We start from the raw sequence: 22,622 nt of genomic DNA, 5'->3' as shown, positions 1-22,622 counted from the left end.
AGGGTGGAAGTATGAAAAAAAAGATACCAGTTTTTGTAGCATCAACAGTAGCGATGAGCATGATGTTAGGGGCATGTAGCTATCAAAAAGATGAATCGCAAGCAAACGCTAAAGGGGATAGCGGAAAAAGCGGTGCGAAGCAAGTTATTAACTTAATTGAAACACAAGAAATTCCAACGATGGATCCAGCGTTATCAGCTGATGCAGTTTCTTCAAGAGTAATGACTAATACGATGGAAGGCTTATACAGTTTAGGAAAAGATGATAAGCTAGTTCCTGGTGTAGCGAAGGAATTCAAAAAATCAGAAGATGGTAAAAAATATACATTTAAATTACGTGAAGACGCAAAATGGTCAAATGGTGAGCCTGTGACGGCAAAAGATTTCGTATATGCATGGCAAAGAGCGATTAACCCAGATACAGCTGCGAAATCAGCGTACATTATGTATGATATAAAAAATGCAGAGAAAATTAATAAAAAAGAGATGAGTCCGGATCAATTAGGGGTAAAGGCGATTGATGATTATATATTAGAAGTGGAATTAGATAATTCAATTCCATACCTTGTAGATTTAATGGTATATCCAATCTTCTATCCTGTGAATGAAAAGTTTGTGAAAGAGCAAGGTACGAAGTTTGGTTTGGAAGCGAATACAACTCTTTATAACGGGCCATTTACATTAAGTGATTGGCAACATGAACGTAGCTTTAAAATGACAAAGAGCGCGTCATATTGGGACAATAAAGAAGTGAAGATTGAAGAAGTAAACTTTAATATTGTAAAAGATACATCTACGCCAATTAACTTATATGAAACAAATGCAATTGATCGAGCGTCGTTATTAGCGGAGTTTATTGATAAATATAAAGGAAAACCAGATTTCCAAACAGTAGAAGATACATCTGTATTCTTCCTTCGTTTAAATCAAAAAGATCCAGCTTTAGCAAATAAAAATATTCGTAAAGCAATTTCACTTGCTTTTGACCGTAAGCCATTCGTGGATACATTATTAAATAACGGTTCTAAGCCAGCGACAGGATTAATTCCTGATAACTTCATTAAAGGACCAGATAAAAAAGATTTCCGTGCTGTAAACGGGGATATTGTAAAACCAAACGTGAAAGAAGCGAAGAAATATTGGGAAGCTGGTAAAAAAGAACTTGGTAAAAATGAAATCGAATTAGAATTATTAAATGAAGATGTAGAGTTATCAAAGAAAACTGGTGAATATTTAAAAGGTGAATTAGAAAAGAATTTACCAGGTTTAACAGTAAAAATTAAACAACAACCATTCGCACAAAAACTAAAATTAGAAGATGCGGGCGATTATGTCATGTCATTCTCTGGATGGAGTGCGGACTTCCCAGATCCAATTACATATCTTGATATGTTTGTAACAGATGGGTCACAAAATAAGATGAAGTACTCTAATCCAAAATACGATGAAATCATTATGAAGGCGAAAAAAGATGGAAGCGATGTAAATGCTCGTTGGAAGAACTTATTAGAAGCAGAAAAAATGTTACTTGATGATGCTGCGATCGTTCCAGTATATCAACGTGGTAGAGCATATTTACAAAGAGATTCAATTAAAAATATGTATAACCATAAATATGGCGGCGATTTAAGCTTTAAATGGGCGTCAGTAGAGAAATAAGAAAAAAAAGCAGGTGATCACCTGCTTTTTTTAATACGTTCGTTTCTTATAAATGCCTTTTCCGCCAACTTGGTTCCAGCCAGATTGTACATCCAAACTTTTGTTAACAAACTTCATTTTTTCTTTTCCACCAAAGAGCTTTTCGCCGATGCTATTTGTAATGACACCAATCAATGCTGTTATTCCGATGATGAGGGCAGCAACCGTAATAAAATCAATAAAAAAAGCAATCATTTGAAAACTCCCCCTTTGCCTGTCTGTATGTTTATTGTATGAGATAAAAAATGAAAAAGAAAGAAATGTCAGAAAAATATTTAATTTACTTTAGAAATCATGTAGACAGGAGGGAGGATATTTGTTAAAATAAGAACAAATGTTCCTTTTTATTCTCATTTGTATAGTCTTACATTTCTTAATTGATTTATCAAGAAAAAGTAAGAAAACGTTCTCTTTTTCATAGGGAAGATTATAGATAAATAACTATATATTATATGAAAAATCTATGGGAAGTGAGTAGTAAAAGGGTTGAAAGTTATTGTTAAAGTACAGCTGAAATGAGCGTAATCATGTTACATAGCAGTGAAATACACGGGAGAGTTTTCTCAACTAGCAGGAAATTTACTGTATATTTCTTGCAAAATCTATTGTATAATGATTATAGAAGTTACTTATTAAAAGTAATTGTTGTTTATTATAAGTTGTTGCTTACATGAAATGTGATTTTTGTACTTTTCAATAAGACAAGTTATCACGAAAAATTGCTGAAGTTAGAAATTAAAACTGTATTTAGTACAGAATTTGTACTCTTTAAGGAGAGTGAGCTTTGTATGGTAACATTATATAGTTCTCCAAGCTGTACGTCTTGTAGAAAGGCGAAATTATGGCTAGAGGAAAATCATATTCCCTATACAGAACGTAATATTTTCTCAGATCCATTAACGATTGAGGAAATTAAAGAGATTTTACGTATGACAGAAAGCGGAACGGATGAGATTATTTCTACTCGTTCGAAAGTTTTCCAAGAATTGAATGTAAACTTAGAGTCTTTACCACTTCAAGATTTATATAAGATGATTCGTGACTATCCAGGGATTTTACGTCGTCCAATTATGATTGACGAGAAACGCCTTCAAGTTGGTTACAACGAAGACGAAATTCGTCGTTTCTTACCACGTACAGTAAGAACGTTCCAATTACGTGAAGCACAACGTCTTGTAAATTAATTATAATAATATGAAAACCTTCTACCTATTATATAGTAGAAGGTTTTTTTTAATGTTTCACATTGCGTAATCGAACTTGTTGTACAATAAAGCCGATGCATAAAATAGTGAAAATGAACAAATAAGGAATGCTTGCAGTGAAACTTGGATTGTTATGAAAAAAGGTTGCAAGTCTGTCTTCATGTGTAACCATTTTTCCTGCAGTATAGGCAAGAATTGCTGCACCGCAATAAATGAGGAATGGAAATCGCTCCATAAGTATTAAAATAAGTTTGCTGCCCCAAATAATAATCGGGATAGAAATGAGTAAGCCGATTATGACGAGTAAAAATCTCCCGTGAGCTGCACCTGCAATGGCAATAACATTATCAAACCCCATAACGAGATCCGCGAAAACAATTGTCCGCACAGCTTGAAATAAAGTTGTTTTTCCTTGAATAGAAGAAAGATCGTTGCTATTATCGGTTAATAAATTGACTGCAATTAATGTAAGTAAAACCCCGCCAATCAATTGTAGAAATGGAATGTCGAGTAAATAGACAGCTAGTATAGTAAGGACAATTCTTAGTACAATCGCTAAAAGAGTACCGATCAAAATAGCCTTATTTCGTTTCGATTCAGGTAAATTTCGGCTAGCTAGTGCGATGACGATTGCATTGTCACCACCTAATACAACATCGATACCGACAATCATTAGTACGGATGTTAAAAACTCTAAGTCCATTCGTCTGCCTCCATTTATGATGTTTTAATAAGCGAACTATATGTATGTGATGAAGAAAGTTGTTGTTAAATAATCTCTTCTAATAGAAGTTTCACTTTATTACAGTGTACGGGGGAATGTGGAAATGTATGTCCAAATTTTTTGTAAGTAAGAAATCGCTATAATAATATATTTACGTAGTTGATCGAGTAAAGATAGGCATATAACTATTTTTGTAAAATAAATCGATTTTATTTCCATTCTGGAGAATCTTATCATAAAATGAGAGTACAAGAATCTATTGATTTGTCATATGAGTGGGGAATCCCTTCATAACAATTCTAAGCAGGAAGGGAGAGTTGTATTTTGGATATTGAAAGAATTAATGATCATACGATGAAATTTTTTATTACGTACATTGATATAGAGGATAGAGGATTTAATCGTGAAGAGATTTGGTATGATCGCGAACGAAGTGAAGAGCTCTTTTGGGAGATGATGGACGAAGCTCGTGATCATGACGATTTCTTTATTGATGGGCCGTTATGGATTCAAGTGCAAGCAGTCGATAAAGGGATTGAAGTACTTGTCACGAAAGCAGAGCTTTCAAAGGACGGGCAAAAGCTGGAACTACCGATAGGGGTAGACAAAATTATAGATATTCCTCTAGATGAAGGCATCGAATCATTATTCCAGCAAGAATTAGTCGAAGAGGTAGAAGAACAAACAGGAACAAACTTTAATGAAGATGGTACGTTTGGCTTTTTAATTAAGTTTAATGATTTTGAAGATGTCATTTCATTAAGTCATCGTCTTATCTTTGAAGATATAAAAGATGAGCTGTATTCATTTGAGAACCGCTATTATGTATATGTGGAATTCGATGAAGTGCTACATGATGAAGAAGAAATCGATCGTATTTTAAGTATTATTTTAGAATATGGAGAAGAATCAACTTTAACAATTCATCGTGTAAGTGAGTATGGAAAACAAATTGTGAAAGAGCATGCGCTTGAAACGATTCGCAATAATTTTCCTGCTAAAACGTAGGCCGATTTCTGTAGTATGAAATCGGCTTTTTATATGAAGAATAGGAAAGCTTTCTTAGTTAGGAGGTAAGAGATGAAAAATACGTTAAAGCTGATTTTCTTTATACTGCTATTGTTCGCATTATTTGTTTCGTTACGTATGTTTATTGATGTAGCATTTTATTCAGATGTGATTGGGATAAAAGATGTTTCGGTTTTAGGTATTATTAGTATTTTATTTACAGTATCTGCGTTTTTAATTGGTTGCGTTATTTTCTTAGAGAACCGTCATCCGTCAAAAACACTTACATGGCTCATTGTGTTAGGTATTTTTCCGGTATTTGGATTCTTCGCTTATTTATTATTCGGACAGAACTTTCGGAGGAAGAGAATGTTCCAAAAGAAGGCGTTGCTCGATGAACAAGCGTTTTTACAATATAAGGGGCATGAAGATTACGAAGAACGGATTTTACGCAATCATAAGCATCAAGAGCTGTTATTTCGTTTAGCGGATCGCTTAGGCGCTTTAAATATTTCATTTCAAACTGAAACGAGAACATTAACAAATGGAGATGAAACGTTTCAGGCCATTTTAGATGGATTAAAACGAGCGAAACATCACATTCATATGGAATATTACATTGTGCGTGATGATAAGCTTGGAACGGAAATTAAAGATATTTTAATACAAAAATCAAAAGAGGGCGTAGTCGTTCGTTTTTTGTATGATGCGGTTGGAAGTTTTAAATTATCAAAATCGTATATTGAAGAATTAAACGATGCAGGAGTCGAAATGATTCCGTTCTTCCCTGTACGCTTTCCGATTTTAAACGATAAAATTAATTATCGAAATCATCGAAAAATCGTTATTATTGATGGAAAAGAAGGCTTTGTAGGTGGATTAAATATTGGTGATGAATATTTAGGGAAGGATAAGTACTTCGGCTTTTGGCGAGACACACATTTATATTTGCGTGGTGAAGCTGTACAAAGTTTGCAGCTTATTTTCCTTCAAGATTGGTTTTATATGACTGGTGAGGCTGTGCTAGCCCCTGAATATTTACAAGCGAAAGCAGTTGAGGGGGAGCATTGGGGAGGCGTGCAGCTTGTTGCAGGTGGGCCTGATAATAAATGGGAAACGATTAAGCATTTATATTTTGCCATGATTGCTTCTGCTCGGAAATCCATTTGGATTGCAACGCCGTATTTTATTCCGGATGATGATATTTTATCCGCATTAAAGGTTGCTGCACTTGCTGGTATTGATGTTCGTTTATTAATGCCGAGTAAACCGGATAAGCGTACTGTCTTTTACGCATCGAGATCTTACTTCCCAGAGCTTTTAGATGCAGGTGTAAAGATATATGAATATGAAAAAGGTTTTCTTCATAGTAAAGTTGTCATCGTCGATTCTGATTTAGCTTCAATTGGGACAGCTAATATGGATATGAGAAGTTTTCATTTGAATTTTGAAGTAAATGCCTTTTTATATGATACAGATAGCATTCGAAAACTTGTTCAAGACTTTAAAGATGATTTAGAAGAATCAAGTGAAATTCATGTTGATCATTTTCATAAAAGACGTCTTCATAGACGAATTGTTGAATCAACATACCGCTTATTATCACCTTTATTATAAAAAGAGATGTCCGAAATTGGGATATCTCTTTTTTAAAAGGAATTTGTAACAAATTGTAGAATATAAGGAGCTGAAAGGGTGTGATTACGATATTTATCGCTAAAAGAGAAAACGGAGAGAAAATTCATTTACTCTATAATTGTAATGAAAAGCTTTTGCGCCGTATGCGTCAACAAGAACGATTCTTTTGTGTAGCTTGTGGAAAGGAAGTGCAAATGAAATTAGGGAAACAAAAAAGTTGGCATTTTGCTCATAAAAAAGTGGATTCATGTCTTGCCTTTTATGAAGCGGAATCAACGTATCATATGCACGGTAAAGAATTGTTATATAGATGGTTCAAGCGTCAAAACTTTCAGGTGGATATAGAGTACTACCTTCCAGAAATTAAGCAACGACCAGATGTTTTTGTAGAGAGGGCGGGCAGAAAAATTGCAATTGAATACCAATGTGCAAACCTCGCTATAGAGCAGCTGTACAAAAGAACATATTCGTATTGGCAAGCTGGTATACAGGTCATTTGGATCGTTGGTGGAAATCAATTGAAAAAGCAATCTGCATATTGGATGAAATTTTCCTCACTTATGGCTTTCTCCTTACAATCTTATCCTCAGCCACTTCTTATTTTCTTCTGTCCGAAACAAAAATCATTTATGAAATGTGCATTTGTCACTCCCTTTTCTACAAATGTCTTTTTCTCACATACTATATATTTACCAACTGATACGACTACTTTTGAAATGCTTTTTTCTCCCGTTCCTTTCGGGAAAGAAAGATTGGGTGAAGAGTGGAAGAAGAGAAAGAACTACTTCCGCAAAAATGCCCTGCCGATTTGGAATTATAATTATAAGTCATTATTACGCCTCTTATATCAATTTAAATGTACCCCAGCAAGCTTTCCTTCTGAAATTGGTGTTCCACTCCCTTCTGCATTTGCTTTACAAACAAACCCATTTATATGGCAAGCTTTTCTATATATGAAGTGTATAGGGAAGCTTGCAGTGGGAGAGTGTATTTCTCTTCAATACGTGTGTAGTTATGTAAAAAGGTATACGAAAAGGCGGATACTTCCGTACTTTTCAAAGCATATATGGAAAGTGGCAGTTACTGAATATATGACATTTTTATGCTATATAGGTGTTTTGCGTAAAGTGGGAACTTATACGTACCGGAAAATAAGGGATGTCATGATGTTAAAAACAGAGGAGGAGATTATAAAACATGATGAGATTTGCTTAATACATGCGCTATCTTTATTTGAGGCAAATTTTAACATGAGAGGAGGAAAAGGGGATATAATAAAGAATGATTGTGAAGGAATTACATAAGAAAAAAACGAATTGTACTTAAGTAGAGATATTTAAAGGAGGGCTTAAAGAATGTCTGAACAAAACAAAGCGAAAGCATTACCAGATCGCAACGAGATTGAAGAAGCAAGTACGTGGCGATTAGAAGATATTTTCCAAACGGATGCAGAATGGGAAAAAGAATTTCAAGCTATTAAAGAGCTATTGCCGAAGTTAACTGAATTTAAAGGGAAACTTGGTGACTCTGCGGACAATTTACTTGAGGCATTGCAATATGAAGATGAAATTTCAATGCGATTAGGTAAGTTATATACATATGCTCATATGCGTTACGATCAAGATACAACAAACTCTGTATATCAAGCATTAAATGATCGCGCAACAAATTTATATTCACAAGTATCTAGTAGCACAGCGTATATTGTTCCTGAAATTTTATCGATTTCAGAAGATACACTGCAAACATTCTTGAAGGAAAATAGAGATTTAAGTGTATATGAACATGCATTAGAAGAAATTACACGTCAACGCCCGCACGTATTATCAGAAGCTGAGGAAGCTTTATTAGCGGAAGCATCTGAAGTAATGAGTTCATCAAGCAATACATTCGGTATGTTGAATAACGCGGATTTAAAATTCCCATCTATTAAAGGGGAAGACGGAGAAGAAATAGAAATTACACATGGCCGTTACATTCAGTTTTTAGAAAGTGATGATCCTCGTGTTCGCAAAGATGCATTTAAAGCTGTATATGAAACGTACGGAAAATTTAAAAACACATTCGCAAGTACGTTAAGTGGAGCAGTAAAACGTAATAATTTCAATGCGCGTGTTCGTAAATATGATTCTGCTCGCCAAGCTGCATTGAGCAATAATAATATTCCGGAAGCAGTATACGATCAACTCGTTGAAACAGTAAATGACAACTTACATTTATTACACCGTTACATCGATATTCGTAAGCGTGCACTAGGACTTGATGAGCTTCATATGTATGATTTATATACACCACTTGTACCAGAAGTGAAAATGAATGTGAAATACGAAGAAGCGCAAGACCTTTTATTAAAATCTTTAAACGTACTTGGTGATGAATATGTTGATATTTTGAAAGAGGCATATGAAAATCGCTGGGTAGATGTGTATGAGAATAAAGGAAAACGAAGCGGGGCATATTCATCTGGTGCATATGGAACAAATCCGTATATTTTAATGAACTGGCATGATAATGTAAATAATTTATTTACACTTGCTCATGAGTTTGGTCATTCGGTGCATAGTTACTATACAAGAAAAACACAACCGCACGTATATGGTGATTATTCCATCTTCGTAGCAGAAGTGGCATCTACTTGTAATGAAGCGCTTCTAAATGATTATTTATTAAAAACGACAGAAGATAAGAAAGAGCGTCTATATTTATTAAATCATTATTTAGAAGGGTTCCGTGGTACTGTATTCCGTCAAACGATGTTTGCAGAGTTTGAACATATTATTCATAAGAAAGTACAAGAAGGACATGCTGTTACGCCAGACATGCTAACGGAAATTTACTACGATTTAAATAAGAAATATTTCGGTGACGCTTTAGTAATCGATGAAGAGATTGGTTTAGAATGGTCTCGTATTCCACACTTCTACTACAACTATTACGTATATCAATACGCAACAGGATTTAGTGCAGCGACAGCTCTATCTAAACAGATTTTAGAAGAAGGACAACCAGCAGTAGAACGTTATATTAACGAGTTCTTAAAAGCAGGAAGCTCTGATTATCCAATTGAAGTGCTGAAAAAAGCAGGAGTAGATATGGCATCTCCTGAACCAGTAAAAGAGGCACTACAAGTATTTGAAGAGAAATTAAATGAATTAGAAGCATTATTATTTGAAGAAAAGTAATGAAAAAAGACGAGGGATTGTATCCTCGTCTTTTTTGTTGAATAGATTTAATGTCGATATTTGTTGAAAAAAAGATGAATTTCTTTATTTTTTCTAACTGAAAGGATAGCTTTACGGCTGATTTTTGAACTTAAAACCCTTTGAATCGTTTTTTATAATTGAAATAAGAGAGTGTGATAACGATGATTCCGAATAAAAGAGGTAAGGCAATAATTTTAGGAAAAGCTTGTAGTAGAGAGAGGATGTACAAGAAAAAAGAAACGATGACAGCTAGAAAGAGAAGAGCAATATAAGATTTTTTCATAAATAAACCCCCTAAATGACCTTTTTTATAGCTTATTCAAAAATGAAAACGTTTAGAATGTGACAAAAGTGTGAAATTCGACAAAAGGGGTTGTCATCTGACGTCGAATCTTGTAATATAATAAGCGTGAACGAATTCACATACAAACATATACCCCTTTGTTTGAACGTGAAAATTTCTCCCATCCCCTTTAATATTTTTATAAGCCGTAAAGAAAAAGACCTGGTGTTTACACCAGGTCTTTTTCTTTTGCTATCCATTTCCAATAACGTTCGCATTTTACTTCAATCATTTGTACTTTTCGTTTCAGTTGTAATTTTTTTAGTTCGCGCTCAATTTCTTGCTGCGGACAGTCATAAATAAATGCTACTTCTTTTGAAGATATAAATTGTGTTGCTTCTAGTAGCACTTCTAAAGGTGGTAATGGTTCTGGCTCAATTTCACATTTTACAAGTTCTTTCAATAATTGTACGTATACATCGTAGGAATAATTTCCAGCGATTTTAATACCTTCTTCATCTGAGTTCGCATGAAAAAAGACGAGGGAAGGTATTTCTGTAATATGCATTTCATTCGTGAATTTCAAGTCACATTGGAAAGCTTTTTTTGCACTAGCAGAATGTAGATCTTTTTTAAATTCTTCTACATCAATATTGCTATCTCTCGCACATGCAAGTAATAGTTCGCAATCAGGGTTTGATACATTTTCAAGGAAAATGTATTCTTGGAGTTTTCGCAAAAACTTCGAACCTGCTTTTCGGCCTTGCAACTCCGCTGCCTTAATTGCCATCGAAACTAAATATGGTGTTGACGATGCTTCTTGCATATGTACCTTTCCATCACATGAAAAACCTTGTAAACTGGTTGTCTTTTCCCACACAAATCGAATATTAGCAGGTTTATTCCATTTGTGTGAGGAAGCGTTCGTTCCATCCACTTTCCCTGTTACGATATGACGAATAGAGAAGTATTTCCCGTATTCAAGCCATAGTTTAATAATAAAAGGCTCAATTTCCCAGCAATCTTTACAAAGTGGATCAATAAATAAATATGCTTCTACAGACTTATGCTCGCATGCGGAAGGAGATGGCATATTTATATGCTTTGCTTCCTGCTTATCCATTACACTTCACCTGTTTCGTTTGGAGTATTAACCATATGCTGAGCGGTTAATGCTAAACGTTCAAAAACAAACTCTCTTATATGACCATGCACTCCAGTATCATCCATTGCTTGCTCCATACATGATAGCCAAGCCTCTGCTCGTTTTGGGGTAATCTCAAACGGGAGATGGCGTGCTCTTAACATAGGATGACCATGTTCTTCAGTGTACAAATTAGGACCACCTAAATATTGGGTTAAAAATTGCTTCTGCTTCCTAGCGGTTTCTGTTAAATCTTCCGGGAAGATGGGAGATAAGTCAGGGTGTTTACTGACATAGGAATAAAATGTATCTACTAATATTGCAATGCATTGTTCACCGCCAATTGCTTCAAATGGTGTCATCGGTTGCTTGCTCATCCTTTATAAACTCCTTTTTCCATGAAATGTATATCTATTGTAGCAATGGAATGTTCGAGAGGGCAAATAAACAGCCTTCTCAAAGATTCTTTGCTTATTCTACGGGTGTAACCTTTTTTAGTGAGATGTATCCACTAGTGAAACATATTCACTAGTGGAATTTTCACTTTAGCGTGCTTTGTTTTGTTTGGCAAGGAAAAAGCGTTTTACTTTGTTATTTGTATGGCGAACGGGTATGTTATGTTGCGTTAATAAATCAATAAATGCAGCTTTTCCTGTTTCTTCATCTTGCACTTCAAATTCAATTTCATAATCATCGTGATTGTAATAGAAACTATGATCAAAGACAAGCGTTCCGCCTTTAAATAATGTTTCTGCTCTTTCTGTTGTTAAACTACCCATATATGTTAAAGCAGAAACAGGAATTTGTAATTTGTGTAATTGATCTACTACTGCTCCTTGAATGATTGTGTTTGTTTCCATCATCATTTTTGCTTCGTCTTCTGTTACGACTTGATGCGTTTCTAATAAACCAATTTCTGCAGGTTGTTTCAACGTTAACGTATAAGTTTTTCCTTTATGACGAATACGAAGTGCAGAGCCAGCTTCTTTTAACGAGAAGTCAGGTGTTTCAAAGTAGTGATTCACTTGTTTTGTAAATGCTTCAATAGAAAACGATTTACATAATGTATCGAATTCTTCTTTTGTAACGATATTTTTGAATTCAATTTCAATTTCTTGTGTCATTGTATAATCTCCTTTTGAAAAATAATTCTTTACACATTATCGCTTTTTCATAAATTTGGTTCAATGTTTTATTTGTTTGCGTCCATGTTATGATACAATAATACTGTTAAGTAAGACAGGAAGTTGAGATGGAGGAGTTAGAGCATGCAAAATAAAATCCAAGTTAAGAGCGTAGAAAAGAGAGAGAATGCTCTTATTTTTTGTGCGGAAAATAGTGAAATAGAGGTAAAGGAGTTAAGTGCGCGTAATCACGTACTTGTAGACTCAGACAATTTATCATTTTTATATATCTTAGAAAATGAATCATCTTTCATTTATGTAAGTATTCCGCACACATGCTGGGAAGCAATGCATGAAGCGATGAATAGCGATGTGGTTATGTTCGTTCGCGTGAATGACATTGAAATGGAATTAGAAGGATTAAAAGAAGAAGTAGAATATTTAGTTGAAAATATTGAAGGTAATGCAAATTACGGAGAAGAACTAGTAACTGCTGTAGAAAAAGTATTTCTATAAGCAAATGGATTGATTTTGGTGGTGGTTGAAATGAATCGAAATTGGGAAGAATTTTTAGCACCTTACCACCAAGCGGTGGCAGAGCTGAAAGTGAAACTAAAAGGAATGCGTACTCAATTTGCAATGTTAACAGAGCATTCTCCAATTGAGTTTGTAACAGGAAGGGTAAAGTCGGTTGCAAGTATTATTGATAAAGCGGAGAAGAGAAATGTACCGCTAGACCGATTGAGAGAAGATATGCAGGATATTGCTGGGCTTAGAATGATGTGTCAATTTGTTGATGAGATTAAGCCTGTTGTAGAATATCTTCGAAAACGAAATGACTTTGAAATCGTGGAAGAACGTGATTATGTTACGCAAAAGAAAGATAGTGGTTATCGTTCTTATCATGTTGTCATTAGTTATCCTGTTCAAACGATTCAGGGTGAACAAAAAGTATTGGTAGAAATCCAAATACGCACGCTAGCAATGAACTTTTGGGCAACAATTGAGCATTCTTTAAATTATAAATATAGTGGACGTTTTCCTGAAGATATTAAAATAAGGTTGCAACGTGCAGCTGAAGCGGCGTTTTTATTAGATGAAGAAATGTCTTCTATTCGTCTTGAAATTCAAGAAGCGCAAAAGGCTTTTTCAAGAAAGCAAGAAACGAAAGATTCTGAATCATAAACTAAAGGGTGTTGGGCGATGAAATTTACAATTATGTCAAAGGGAGATCAATCATCAGATACACTGGCAAGCACGATGAAAGAGTACTTGCTAGATTTTGGATTTATAATGGATGAAAAGGAACCCGATATTGTAATTTCTGTTGGGGGAGATGGAACGCTTTTATATGCGTTTCATCGTTATTATAATCGATTGGATGAAACAGCATTTGTTGGTGTACATACAGGACATCTAGGTTTCTATGCAGATTGGTTACCGACAGAAGTAGAGAAATTAGTAATTGCAATTGCGAAAACACCATTCCAAGTGGTGGAATATCCGCTTTTAGAAGTTATTATTCGCTATGTGAATGGAAGTAAAGAGTCACAGTATTTAGCGATGAATGAGGCGACTGTAAAAAGTGCAGAAGGTACATTAGTAACAGAAGTAGAAATACGCGGAGAATATTTTGAAACATTCCGCGGAGACGGCCTATGTATCTCTACTCCTTCAGGAAGTACCGCGTATAATAAAGCGCTTGGCGGAGCGATTATTCACCCATCTATTGAAGCGATACAAATTGCAGAAATGGCGTCCATTAACAATCGTGTATTTCGTACTGTAGGATCGCCGCTCGTATTGCCGAAGCATCATACATGTGTGTTAAAGCCAGCTGCAGGAATGAACTTACAAATTACAGTGGATCATTTAACGATGGTTCATCAAGATGTGAAATCAATCCAGTATCGGGTCGCAAACGAGAAAGTACGATTTGTTCGTTTCCGTCCATTCCCGTTCTGGAAACGAGTTCGTGACTCGTTTGTTGCGGATAAATAGAAAGGGTTATATATTTGAACAGATTTACATTGAAATGGGATATAGGTCCGGCTGAAGAGGGAACTTTAGTTAGGGAATTTTTGAAAACGAAATGTATTTCTAAAGCCGCTTTAACGGATATAAAGTTTCACGGCGGGGCAATTGAAGTAAATGGTCAACATGCGAGTGTTCGTCATCAGTTGCGTGCTGGTGAAGAATTACGTGTCTTTTTTCCAGTTGAGGAAAGAAGTGAAGGGATGATGGCAGAAGATATCCCTTTAAGCATTGTATATGAAGATGACGCGGTTCTTATCATTAATAAAGAGGCGAACATGTCAACGATTCCGTCTAGAGAACATCCGACAAGGAGTGTTGCCAATGCGCTTTTATCTCATTATGATAAGCAGCACCTTGCAAGTACAGTGCACATCGTAACACGTTTAGATCGTGATACTTCGGGGCTTATGCTTATTGCAAAAAATCGTTTCGTGCATCATCTTTTATCGAAGCAGCATCAACAAAAAGCTGTGAAACGAACGTATGAAGCAATTGTTCACGGAAAGATTGTAGAACGAGAAGGAATGATTGATGCACCAATTGGTCGAAAATCTGATAGCATTATTGAGCGAACGGTTTGTGAGGATGGACAAAGGGCAGTTACTCATTTTAAGGTAATTGATAGTACATATCATAAGACACATGTAGCGCTTGAGCTTGAGACAGGAAGAACGCATCAAATTCGTGTGCATATGGCTCATATAGGACATCCGTTACTTGGTGATAGCTTATATGGAGGGAGAAGGGATGAAATGAAACGGCAAGCACTTCATAGTAAATCTTTGACGTTTTATCATCCTATTTTAGAGAAAGAGATGTCTTTCACTATAAAGCTTCCAAGCGATATGCAAGAAGTGTTGCGGCATACTTAAAAAGGGGACAAAATTCTTATATTATAAAGAATTTTGTTCCCTTTTTTCTTAGCGGAATAATATTAAAATTTGGTTTTCACCCGTACGCTTTATAACGAAAAATCCACTTTCGGCTTTTGTAGCAATGCCATTGTCATTTGGACGACAATATCCATGTGCTTCGCAAGTGCCGTCATCACGTACTAACATTTGTCCAATTAATCCGACAGGAAGCCACTCGGCGCGATCTTTTCTTGCTACATATTTGCAAGTTGGATCCCATTCTGTATTTAAAAGAGGTTGTATTTCTTCGGCTTCCGTCCATACATATTGGCGTTTTCCAAAGTTATCTGTTTTATAACGTTTTTGCCAACTTAAAGCCCCGCTATTTCCTATAAGGGCAGGGGTTGCACTAGATATTCCTAAAATGAACGAATCGCGTGAAGTAGCTATCCGAATTTTTTCTTCGTTACTAAATGTAACGAAATAACCGACATCAATAGGTTTATAACCTTCGGTTTCAAACATTTGTGCAAAATCCGTTCCGCTTGCATTGTAAGACGCGCCCTCAATGTACATTTCTCCATTATGAGCAAGCCATTTAGCCCCGATATTATGGTCGGTGTCGCTTACACCATTTGCAATAAACCAAGAATAAGCTTCTTCTGCAATGCCGAAGCGCCCCATAATATGGCTACCTGCAAAATGAGCTGTTGATGTATGATGACCTTCCGCATGAGAAGAGGATCCGTTAGCGATAGTTGCGTTTCCTTCTGCGTGTGCTGCTTCGCCTAAAGCAATTGTCTGTTTACCCTCCGCATGAGAATAAGCCCCGCCTGCTGTCGTTTCACTTCCCTCACTATGCGAACTATGTCCAGTTGCTTTTGAGTTTGATCCTTCTGCATGAGAGAAAGAACCTTTTGCGTGTGTTAATAAGCCTTCCGCATGTGCTGCCATGCCCTCCGCATGAGAGTGAAGCCCCTCTGCATATGCATATCGGCCGCCCCTTTTAACTTTTGTATTTTCAGGTGTAGGTGTCTCAATTATGAGGGGTTTTTCAGTTTGTATATCATTCGATGAAGCCAATGCCTCTTTTATTTTTTTTACTTTGTTTATAATAGCAGCTGGAATTTCTGGTTCCACTTTTTTATTTATTGCTACAGAAATATTTTCTTCCGTCTTTTCTTCTGCTTGATTAGAATGTATTACCTGTTCATCTTGATTTGAGAGCTGTTTATTTTTTTGTTGCATCTTTATTTTTCTGCGATCGATTATGCGGCTCATCACAGCATTTTCTAAAGAGACATATGTTGGTTTTACTTTGCTTTTTTTTGATGACTCTTGTTCTTCCAGTTCTTCTATCGCTGCAGCCCGAATACTACACCAGTTGTTAATTCCGTACATGGGCAGATATAAAGGGGGAAATTTTCTTTTTTGTTTAGAAGATTTTTTCTTCATTCTGTCACCTCCTGCGACATTATATGTAGTGTAATTAAAAAAAGATGCACTTTATTGCATCTTTTTTTAATTACTTTACCTAGTTTTATATGAGATCTGCCTAAATAATGCTAAGTAAGGTAGTTATGAAATTGGACGGAATTTCTCAGCGACAAAAGGTAAAGAAGAAGGGACAGAGATAGTCTCCATTTCAGGATAACGTAATCCGGTTAATTTGCCACCAAATACAGCACCAGTATCAATATTGACTGTCTGATTGACGAATCGAGGTTCTGTTACTGGTGTATGTCCATATACAATCCAAGCTTGCCCCTTGTATTCTTGCGCCCAATCGCGACGGACAGGTGAGCCATCGGCATGCTTTTCTCCTGTAATATCGCCATATAATACAAAGGTTTGTACTTTTTTATCTCGTCTTCCTATGTAATCTTGCCGAATCCCAGCGTGACATACGATTACTCTTTTTTCATCTAGTATGTGGTAGAGCGGTGATTGTTCATAAAGAGTGATAAACTTTTCTTTTATAATGTTTTGCTTATTAGGAGGAAGTGCCTCATATTCAGCAACAGTTGTTTCAAGTCCGTGAGCGACTGTTACATTACGCCCAAGGAAAAATCGATATAGTTTATTACAGTGATTTCCAGGAGCGTAATAAGCTTCTTTTTTATGTATGACAAGTTCCCATACAATTTCAATCATACGTAATGAATGAGGACCACGGTCTGTAATATCGCCAACGAATGCAAGTTTACGTTGGTCAGGGTGAACCGGTAGACCGCTACTCCAGTTATATCCTAGCTTCTCTGTTAAATTTTGAAACTCTTGGAAGCATCCATGAATATCTCCTATAATGTCATATTTCATATTTAAACCTCCATCGTATTTTTCATTAGTATATCTAAAAAAGGATAGAGATAAAAATATAGCGTTTTTGTGTTGTTCATTTAAACATAAAGATTTTCGTTCTTGAGCGAACATTTAAAATGAATCCAATCGCAATCATGTATGTAAGCAGTGAACTTCCTCCGTAGCTCATAAGAGGTAATGTTATCCCTGTAATGGGAAGTAATCCGATTGTCATCCCGATATTTTGGAATACTTGGAAAGTAAACATTCCGATTGTACCAGCGCAAATGTAACTACCGAAAGGATCATTACTTTCTAAAGCAATATGAATCATTCGAAAAATGAGTAAGAAAAAAAGAGAAATAATGACACTTGCGCCTAGAAATCCAAATTGTTCAGCGACATTAGTGAAAATAAAATCTGTATGTGGTTCTGGAAAATATACTTGTCCATTTTCCCACCCTTTTCCTTGCATTTCTCCGGATCCAGTCGCTAAGAATGCTTGTCTTAATTGATAGCCTTGTGCATCATATTTGTAAGGTGCTAACCATCCGTAGAAGCGATTTAATTGATATTCTTTTAAAATGTGTGCTTTAAAGAAATCTGTGTGAGTAAAAAAAATATATATTAATGTAGTTCCAGCAACGAAAGTAGCTGAAACTAATCCGAAAATAAAACGCCATCGTATGCCAGAAACTAGTATCATTGCTGCAAGCATCGCTGAAATGACCATTGTATTTCCTAAATCTGGTTCCTTTGCGATGAGTAGTAGTGGTGGCAAACTTGTTGCAAATATTTTTCCAAGTAGTAAAAAATCGTCATGTATTGTTTGGGAAAAATATTTCTCATTATGGTTTGCTATAATTCGTCCAATGACGATAATTAAAAATAATTTCATAATTTCAGAAGGCTGAAAATTTCCGATGCCTGGGAGCCTGTACCAAGCGGTAGCGCCTTTAATTGTAACGGCACCTGGTACTTGAAGTTCTAGTCCAATAAGTAGTACCATTGCAAAGCTGTACAAATACCAAGCAATTTTTTGATAACGATCGAAGTCGATAATCATAATAACACCAATGGCTATAAATCCAATGAAATACCATTGGATTTGCTTTAGTACAAAATTGACGTTTTGTAAAAATGGCGGTAAAGAGGCTTGCGCACTTGCAATAGCACAACAACTAACAATCCCAATGGCAAATAAAATAAATAGTAATACGTAGTCTATTTGATATTGAGAATTTGGATCTTTCAATGTAGGTATTCCTTTCTACTGCTCTTTATAGTAATGGATTTTATCCCGCATTAATGGGCAGTAAGACCCCTACCTCAAAATTCAGCGAAAGCGAAGAAGTTAGGTGGGGGATCAACTGCCCGTAAAAGCCCGATTGGTGAGAGCTGATTAAAGTTTCACTTTATAGTATGAGAAAGAATGTATGAACTATACGAATGATTCACATATAGTCCATACACTTTTAATTTTGCAGAGTAGTTTAATTGTTTAACTCTTTAATAATTATATCCAAACAATGGGAAAGACGTACATGTGCGTCAGGAAAAATATCTAGTTGATGAAGATAGTATTTTAAGGAACTTTTACACCATTGGTAAGCACTAAGTAGAGCTGCTCTATAGTCTGTAGTATTTTGTAAAAAGCCATATTCTTTTGCTGTTATAACGAGGTGTGTGAAATCTTCACAACCTTGAAGGAGCTTATTGTGTATTTGTTGTCCAGCATGGTAGCGAAATTGACTTAAAGGCTCAGAAATGTATATTGCATTTCCTTTAGAAAGTAAAGAAATCCATGAGGCCATATCAACACTACAAGAATATTGTCGCTCTTTAAGAGTGCCAAAAGGTTCAGTGAGCAATTCCTTTCGGAACAAGGTAGTTGTAGGCTCACCGATAATGTTGTGTCCACCTTTTAACATCCAATTACCTAAAAATATCCCGTTTAATGGGGTGTCTTCACTATATAACCTTTGTGTTGGATGGGAATCACCTATTAGATTTCCATGATCATCAATGCGTACTCGATAAGAAGTAACAAGAGCAAGATTTTTATTGGGATCTTGCTCAAAATAGGTCATCATTTTTTGTATTTTATGCTTATAAAACACGTCATCGTCCATTAAAAAATTTATATACTCACCATTTGATTTTTCTATGAGCATAAGGTCATTGTGAAATTGTCCTAGAGTAGGAATATTTCGAATGTATGTTATATTTTTATAATTTGGTAAGTATTGTTCGCGTATTAAAGTTGCTGTTTCATCATTTGTACTATCATCTCCGATGATGATTTCAATATTAGAATAAGTTTGTGCCAATGCACTTTCTAGAGCAATTTTGAAATAATGAGGCCGATTATAAGTGGGAATAAGGATGGAAACGAGAGGTGGATTTTTTTCATTCATCATACATAACTTCCTTTCAGAAGCTTTTTTTTGTAAGAACAATATCTTGGTAACTTGTATATTCATGTCTGCCGCACCATAAACCGTAATGCGGCTTATTGATTATTTCTAGGCCGTACTTATTCAATAGATTGCAAATATCTGTCTCAGGATAAGCAACTGCGAAATTCGGAATATCTTTATTTACAACGTAGCAATTTTCGATTCGATGATAAAAACCTAATGTACTTTGTCCTGCATTTAAATAATAGGACGATTCAGGATTTATAAGAAAGAATGTAATGAAACATCTCCCGTCTTTTTTTAATACACGTACAATTTCAGATACGTAATGTTCTAATTCTTTTGGGAGAAGATGCGTAAATACAGAAGTTAAAAAGATAAAATCGAATGTCCCGTCTTCATAGGGGAAACGATATTGAGAGGCATCTTCTTTTCCTTCTGGATTATAGAATTGATTGTATATGTCAACATGTTCAAAGTGAAAATTATTACGCATAGTTGAAATGTTATTTTGGCACCAAGTAATTCCATCTTTAAACAAATCAAATCCATAATACGCTCCATCATCATTTAAGTAATTCAATAATGGTACAGCCATTCGACCGACGCCGCAGCCTACATCTAATACTTTTTCATTTGGTTTTAAAGCGCCAATTTGAATAAAATGCTTTAGGAACTCTTTTCCAACTTTTTTGAAGTCGCCACCTACATATTGGACGAGTTCAGGAGGGGGGAGTAAAGTCATTTCTTTGTTAAGTTCACTCATGAGTATACCCCTTTCTTGTATGAGAAGATGCAGTAAATCTATTAATAAAATTTTCAATTTGTATTGAGAGAACACAGGAAAACAATTGTTATATGTAAGGAGATTCCGAAAAAGAATACTTAATTGGATTAGAAGTGAGAGAAGGATGAGTGAAAATGAAATCTCCTATAGATTAAATCTTTTTTATTCTTTTCTCCAATAAACGCCAAATACATCAATTTTAGTAATAGGGGCTTTTAAATTTCGTTGGTTTCTAAAGTCTGTCACAGCCTCAGCGCATGGCGGTAGCCCGTAGTCATCGATAATTATATAGCCACCTTTAGAAACTTTATCATATAAGTTCACGAGACCATCCATTGTGGATTCGTACATATCACCATCAAGCCGTGCAATTGCTATTTTTTCAATTGGTGCTGTTGGTAAAGTATCTTTAAACCAGCCTTTTAAAAATTTCACTTGATCATTTAGTAAATCATATTTTTTGAAATTCTCTTGTACTTGTTCTAAAGAGACGCGTAAATAATCGAATGTGTGCAAATAATCACCGTAATCTTTTGGATATTGTTCTAGATTCGGTGCTGGCAAACCTTCAAATGAATCAGCGACCCACACATTACGATTCGTAATGTTGTTTGCTTGTAAAAAACCATTCATAAAAATGCACGATCCTCCGCGCCATACACCTGTTTCAATAAAATCTCCCTCTATATTTTCACGAACAACGGTTTCCATTGCCTCTTGTAATTGGTTCATACGTTCTCGACCGATCATGCTATGTGCTGCTCTTGGCCAATCCATTCCATCATGGCGTTCACTTTTTGAAACATTTGGTTTTACAATTTTTAAGTTATGGTTTTCAGCATATTGCTTAATGAATAAAGGGAGGGGGACTGTAACTGGCTCGAATTCTAGTTCTTTTGAAATATGTAGAGATGCGGGTAAGTATGCCTCATATTCTAACCATATTTCAAATAAAATGGTCTTCTTTAGCAATTCGAGATAAAGCTGAACAGCAGATTTACTTTCCATATTTGTGCCTCCTGCAAAATGTCATACAACAATATGATTATGTAGATAGCGAATGTTTCATGATTGAATTTGAAATTGAAAAAGCAGTAAAACTGATATCAGTTTTACTGCTAAGTAAAAATTTAAGCGATTTTTTCAATAATAATAGATGCATTTGTACCAACAGCTAATGATAGCCCAAGCCCTGTAACGATTACTTCAATTAATGATGGAGTTGTCGTAATTTGCGTAATTGCTTGAACAACGATAGGTGCTCCAACTGAGATTAAAGTGGCCCCAGTACCTGGAACAGATACCCCATTTACTTGGATTGTAAGTCCTCCTAATAGACTTACTGCTGCAGTGTATACGATAACGGTAATTTTATAGAATCCAGTTTGACTAATTACGAAAGTATCAGGATCTAATTGAGAAATTGCTGTACCAAACTGAGATCCAACAGTATTAAATGGTACTGGAGCATTAAGTCCAATATCCAAAGAAATCCCAGCGGAGTTAAATGCATACAATCCTGCTGGAAGCCCTAGTCCAGATGGTCCAGTCGGTCCAGTCGGTCCAGTAGCCCCAGTAGCCCCAGTAGGCCCCGTAGGTCCAGTAGCCCCAGTGTCACCAGTCGGCCCTGTAGGTCCAGTAGCCCCAGTGTCACCAGTCGGCCCCGTAGGTCCAGTAGTCCCAGTGCCACCAGTAGGCCCCGTAGGTCCAGTAGCCCCAGTGTCACCAGTCGGCCCCGTAGGTCCAGTAGTCCCAGTGCCACCAGTAGGCCCCGTAGGTCCAGTAGTCCCAGTGCCACCAGTCGGTCCTGTAGGTCCTGTAGGTCCCGTAGGTCCAGTTGGCCCAGTCGGTCCAGTTGGCCCGGTAGGTACAGTCGGCCCCGTAGGTCCAGTCGGTCCAGTCGGCCCGGTCGGCCCAGTCGGAAGGGTAAACGGTGGTATCGGTGGTAATGTAGGTCCTACAAGATTAGGGTCAAATGCACTAGCTGATAAAGATTCATCGGGATTTAATCCATTTGAATAATTATTATTTGACATAAATTCACCTCCATAAAGCGTTCATTATATAGTAGATGCAAAACCGAAAGAAAATGACACGGACATTTGAATTATTGAAAAGAAATCTTAAACTACTTGAACAATTTAAAAAAATGGAAAGTTTAGTATATGTATAACATATGATTGATTTGGAAGAGGGT

23 protein-coding genes are annotated in these 22,622 nt (G+C 36.0%); 10 read left to right on the top strand and 13 right to left on the bottom strand.

Annotation, left to right across the window (positions count from 1 at the left end; translation table 11 throughout):
• The first annotated feature begins 11 nt into the window (after nucleotides 1–11).
• The gene (locus QCI79_RS06510; protein WP_000727248.1) at nucleotides 12–1,658 is read left to right on the top strand and encodes a peptide ABC transporter substrate-binding protein; all 1,647 of its coding nucleotides are present in this window, start codon (nucleotides 12–14) and stop codon (nucleotides 1,656–1,658) included.
• Nucleotides 1,659–1,688: 30 nt separating this feature from the next.
• Here the strand turns inward: QCI79_RS06510 and QCI79_RS06505 are convergent, their stop codons facing one another.
• Entirely contained in the window at nucleotides 1,689–1,892 is a 204-nt protein-coding gene (locus QCI79_RS06505) for a hypothetical protein (protein WP_000559971.1), read from the bottom strand.
• 593 nt (nucleotides 1,893–2,485) lie between these two features.
• On the opposite strand from QCI79_RS06505, the gene spx reads away from it, so the two are divergent.
• A complete protein-coding gene (gene spx / locus QCI79_RS06500; RefSeq protein ID WP_000258267.1) occupies nucleotides 2,486–2,881 on the top strand; it encodes a transcriptional regulator Spx in 396 nt (131 codons plus the stop codon).
• A 49-nt stretch (nucleotides 2,882–2,930) separates the two neighbouring features.
• On the opposite strand, the gene QCI79_RS06495 is transcribed toward spx, so the two are convergent.
• A complete protein-coding gene (locus QCI79_RS06495; protein WP_000362615.1) occupies nucleotides 2,931–3,605 on the bottom strand; it encodes a TerC family protein in 675 nt (224 codons plus the stop codon).
• Nucleotides 3,606–3,950: 345 nt separating this feature from the next.
• Between QCI79_RS06495 and mecA the strand changes: the two genes are divergently transcribed.
• The 4 genes from mecA (at nucleotide 3,951) to pepF (ending at nucleotide 9,454) form a co-directional block, all read left to right on the top strand.
• Nucleotides 3,951–4,634 (top strand): adaptor protein MecA, encoded by a 684-nt coding sequence (gene mecA, locus QCI79_RS06490; RefSeq protein WP_000350716.1) that lies wholly within the window; start codon nucleotides 3,951–3,953, stop codon nucleotides 4,632–4,634.
• A gap of 72 nt (nucleotides 4,635–4,706) precedes the next feature.
• A complete protein-coding gene (locus QCI79_RS06485; RefSeq protein ID WP_000799197.1) occupies nucleotides 4,707–6,251 on the top strand; it encodes a cardiolipin synthase in 1,545 nt (514 codons plus the stop codon).
• An 80-nt stretch (nucleotides 6,252–6,331) separates the two neighbouring features.
• Entirely contained in the window at nucleotides 6,332–7,576 is a 1,245-nt protein-coding gene (locus QCI79_RS06480) for a competence protein CoiA (protein WP_000628331.1), read from the top strand.
• 51 nt (nucleotides 7,577–7,627) lie between these two features.
• Nucleotides 7,628–9,454, top strand: a complete 1,827-nt coding sequence (gene pepF / locus QCI79_RS06475; RefSeq protein WP_000003348.1) for an oligoendopeptidase F — start codon at nucleotides 7,628–7,630, stop codon at nucleotides 9,452–9,454.
• Between the two features lie 130 nt (nucleotides 9,455–9,584).
• Here the strand turns inward: pepF and QCI79_RS06470 are convergent, their stop codons facing one another.
• The 4 genes from QCI79_RS06470 to QCI79_RS06455 form a co-directional block, all read right to left on the bottom strand.
• Nucleotides 9,585–9,758 (bottom strand): hypothetical protein, encoded by a 174-nt coding sequence (locus tag QCI79_RS06470; RefSeq protein ID WP_000750355.1) that lies wholly within the window; start codon nucleotides 9,756–9,758, stop codon nucleotides 9,585–9,587.
• Nucleotides 9,759–9,987: 229 nt separating this feature from the next.
• Entirely contained in the window at nucleotides 9,988–10,881 is an 894-nt protein-coding gene (locus QCI79_RS06465) for a ClpXP adapter SpxH family protein (RefSeq protein WP_000360656.1), read from the bottom strand.
• Nucleotides 10,881–11,279 (bottom strand): globin domain-containing protein, encoded by a 399-nt coding sequence (locus QCI79_RS06460; RefSeq protein ID WP_000043386.1) that lies wholly within the window; start codon nucleotides 11,277–11,279, stop codon nucleotides 10,881–10,883. Before QCI79_RS06460 ends, QCI79_RS06465 begins: the two co-directional genes overlap by 1 nt.
• Before the next feature lie 168 nt (nucleotides 11,280–11,447).
• A complete protein-coding gene (locus QCI79_RS06455) occupies nucleotides 11,448–12,026 on the bottom strand; it encodes a CYTH domain-containing protein (RefSeq protein ID WP_000191125.1) in 579 nt (192 codons plus the stop codon).
• Nucleotides 12,027–12,170: 144 nt separating this feature from the next.
• On the opposite strand from QCI79_RS06455, the gene QCI79_RS06450 reads away from it, so the two are divergent.
• Genes QCI79_RS06450 through QCI79_RS06435 form a run of 4 tightly spaced genes read left to right on the top strand, consistent with a single transcriptional unit; the run spans nucleotide 12,171 to nucleotide 14,935 of the window.
• Nucleotides 12,171–12,542 carry a UPF0738 family protein gene (locus QCI79_RS06450; protein WP_001180006.1) on the top strand — a complete coding sequence of 124 codons (372 nt, stop codon included), beginning with the start codon at nucleotides 12,171–12,173 and terminating at the stop codon, nucleotides 12,540–12,542.
• A 30-nt stretch (nucleotides 12,543–12,572) separates the two neighbouring features.
• Nucleotides 12,573–13,211, top strand: coding sequence for a GTP diphosphokinase (gene yjbM, locus QCI79_RS06445; protein ID WP_001081482.1), 639 nt, complete (start codon nucleotides 12,573–12,575; stop codon nucleotides 13,209–13,211).
• Between the two features lie 18 nt (nucleotides 13,212–13,229).
• Complete coding sequence (locus tag QCI79_RS06440; protein WP_000673190.1) at nucleotides 13,230–14,027, top strand: NAD kinase; 798 nt, start codon at nucleotides 13,230–13,232, stop codon at nucleotides 14,025–14,027.
• 14 nt (nucleotides 14,028–14,041) lie between these two features.
• Nucleotides 14,042–14,935 carry an RluA family pseudouridine synthase gene (locus QCI79_RS06435; protein ID WP_001079131.1) on the top strand — a complete coding sequence of 298 codons (894 nt, stop codon included), beginning with the start codon at nucleotides 14,042–14,044 and terminating at the stop codon, nucleotides 14,933–14,935.
• A 48-nt stretch (nucleotides 14,936–14,983) separates the two neighbouring features.
• Here the strand turns inward: QCI79_RS06435 and QCI79_RS06430 are convergent, their stop codons facing one another.
• The 7 genes from QCI79_RS06430 to QCI79_RS06400 all read right to left on the bottom strand — a co-directional run bounded on the left by QCI79_RS06430 (nucleotide 14,984) and on the right by QCI79_RS06400 (nucleotide 22,461).
• On the bottom strand, nucleotides 14,984–16,372 hold the full coding sequence (locus QCI79_RS06430) for a peptidase G2 autoproteolytic cleavage domain-containing protein (protein WP_000730516.1): 1,389 nt from the start codon (nucleotides 16,370–16,372) through the stop codon (nucleotides 14,984–14,986).
• Between the two features lie 123 nt (nucleotides 16,373–16,495).
• Nucleotides 16,496–17,236, bottom strand: a complete 741-nt coding sequence (gene prpE, locus QCI79_RS06425) for a bis(5'-nucleosyl)-tetraphosphatase PrpE (RefSeq protein ID WP_000872695.1) — start codon at nucleotides 17,234–17,236, stop codon at nucleotides 16,496–16,498.
• Nucleotides 17,237–17,312: 76 nt separating this feature from the next.
• Nucleotides 17,313–18,473: an FtsW/RodA/SpoVE family cell cycle protein gene (locus QCI79_RS06420; RefSeq protein WP_000654700.1), complete on the bottom strand. Its 1,161-nt coding sequence runs from the start codon at nucleotides 18,471–18,473 to the stop codon at nucleotides 17,313–17,315.
• A gap of 238 nt (nucleotides 18,474–18,711) precedes the next feature.
• Nucleotides 18,712–19,638 (bottom strand): glycosyltransferase family 2 protein, encoded by a 927-nt coding sequence (locus QCI79_RS06415; RefSeq protein WP_002004643.1) that lies wholly within the window; start codon nucleotides 19,636–19,638, stop codon nucleotides 18,712–18,714.
• 13 nt (nucleotides 19,639–19,651) lie between these two features.
• Nucleotides 19,652–20,404, bottom strand: a complete 753-nt coding sequence (locus QCI79_RS06410; protein ID WP_001292838.1) for a class I SAM-dependent methyltransferase — start codon at nucleotides 20,402–20,404, stop codon at nucleotides 19,652–19,654.
• 183 nt (nucleotides 20,405–20,587) lie between these two features.
• On the bottom strand, nucleotides 20,588–21,433 hold the full coding sequence (locus QCI79_RS06405) for a TylF/MycF family methyltransferase (RefSeq protein WP_000444386.1): 846 nt from the start codon (nucleotides 21,431–21,433) through the stop codon (nucleotides 20,588–20,590).
• Nucleotides 21,434–21,555: 122 nt separating this feature from the next.
• Nucleotides 21,556–22,461 carry a BclA C-terminal domain-containing protein gene (locus QCI79_RS06400; protein WP_021727508.1) on the bottom strand — a complete coding sequence of 302 codons (906 nt, stop codon included), beginning with the start codon at nucleotides 22,459–22,461 and terminating at the stop codon, nucleotides 21,556–21,558.
• Between the last annotated feature and the right edge of the window lie 161 nt (nucleotides 22,462–22,622).

It is taken from the genome of Bacillus cereus group sp. MG1, from assembly GCF_040460035.1.
Classification (GTDB): Bacteria; Bacillota; Bacilli; order Bacillales; family Bacillaceae_G; genus Bacillus_A; species Bacillus_A cereus.
This window is presented reverse-complemented; position numbering and strand designations above follow the sequence as displayed.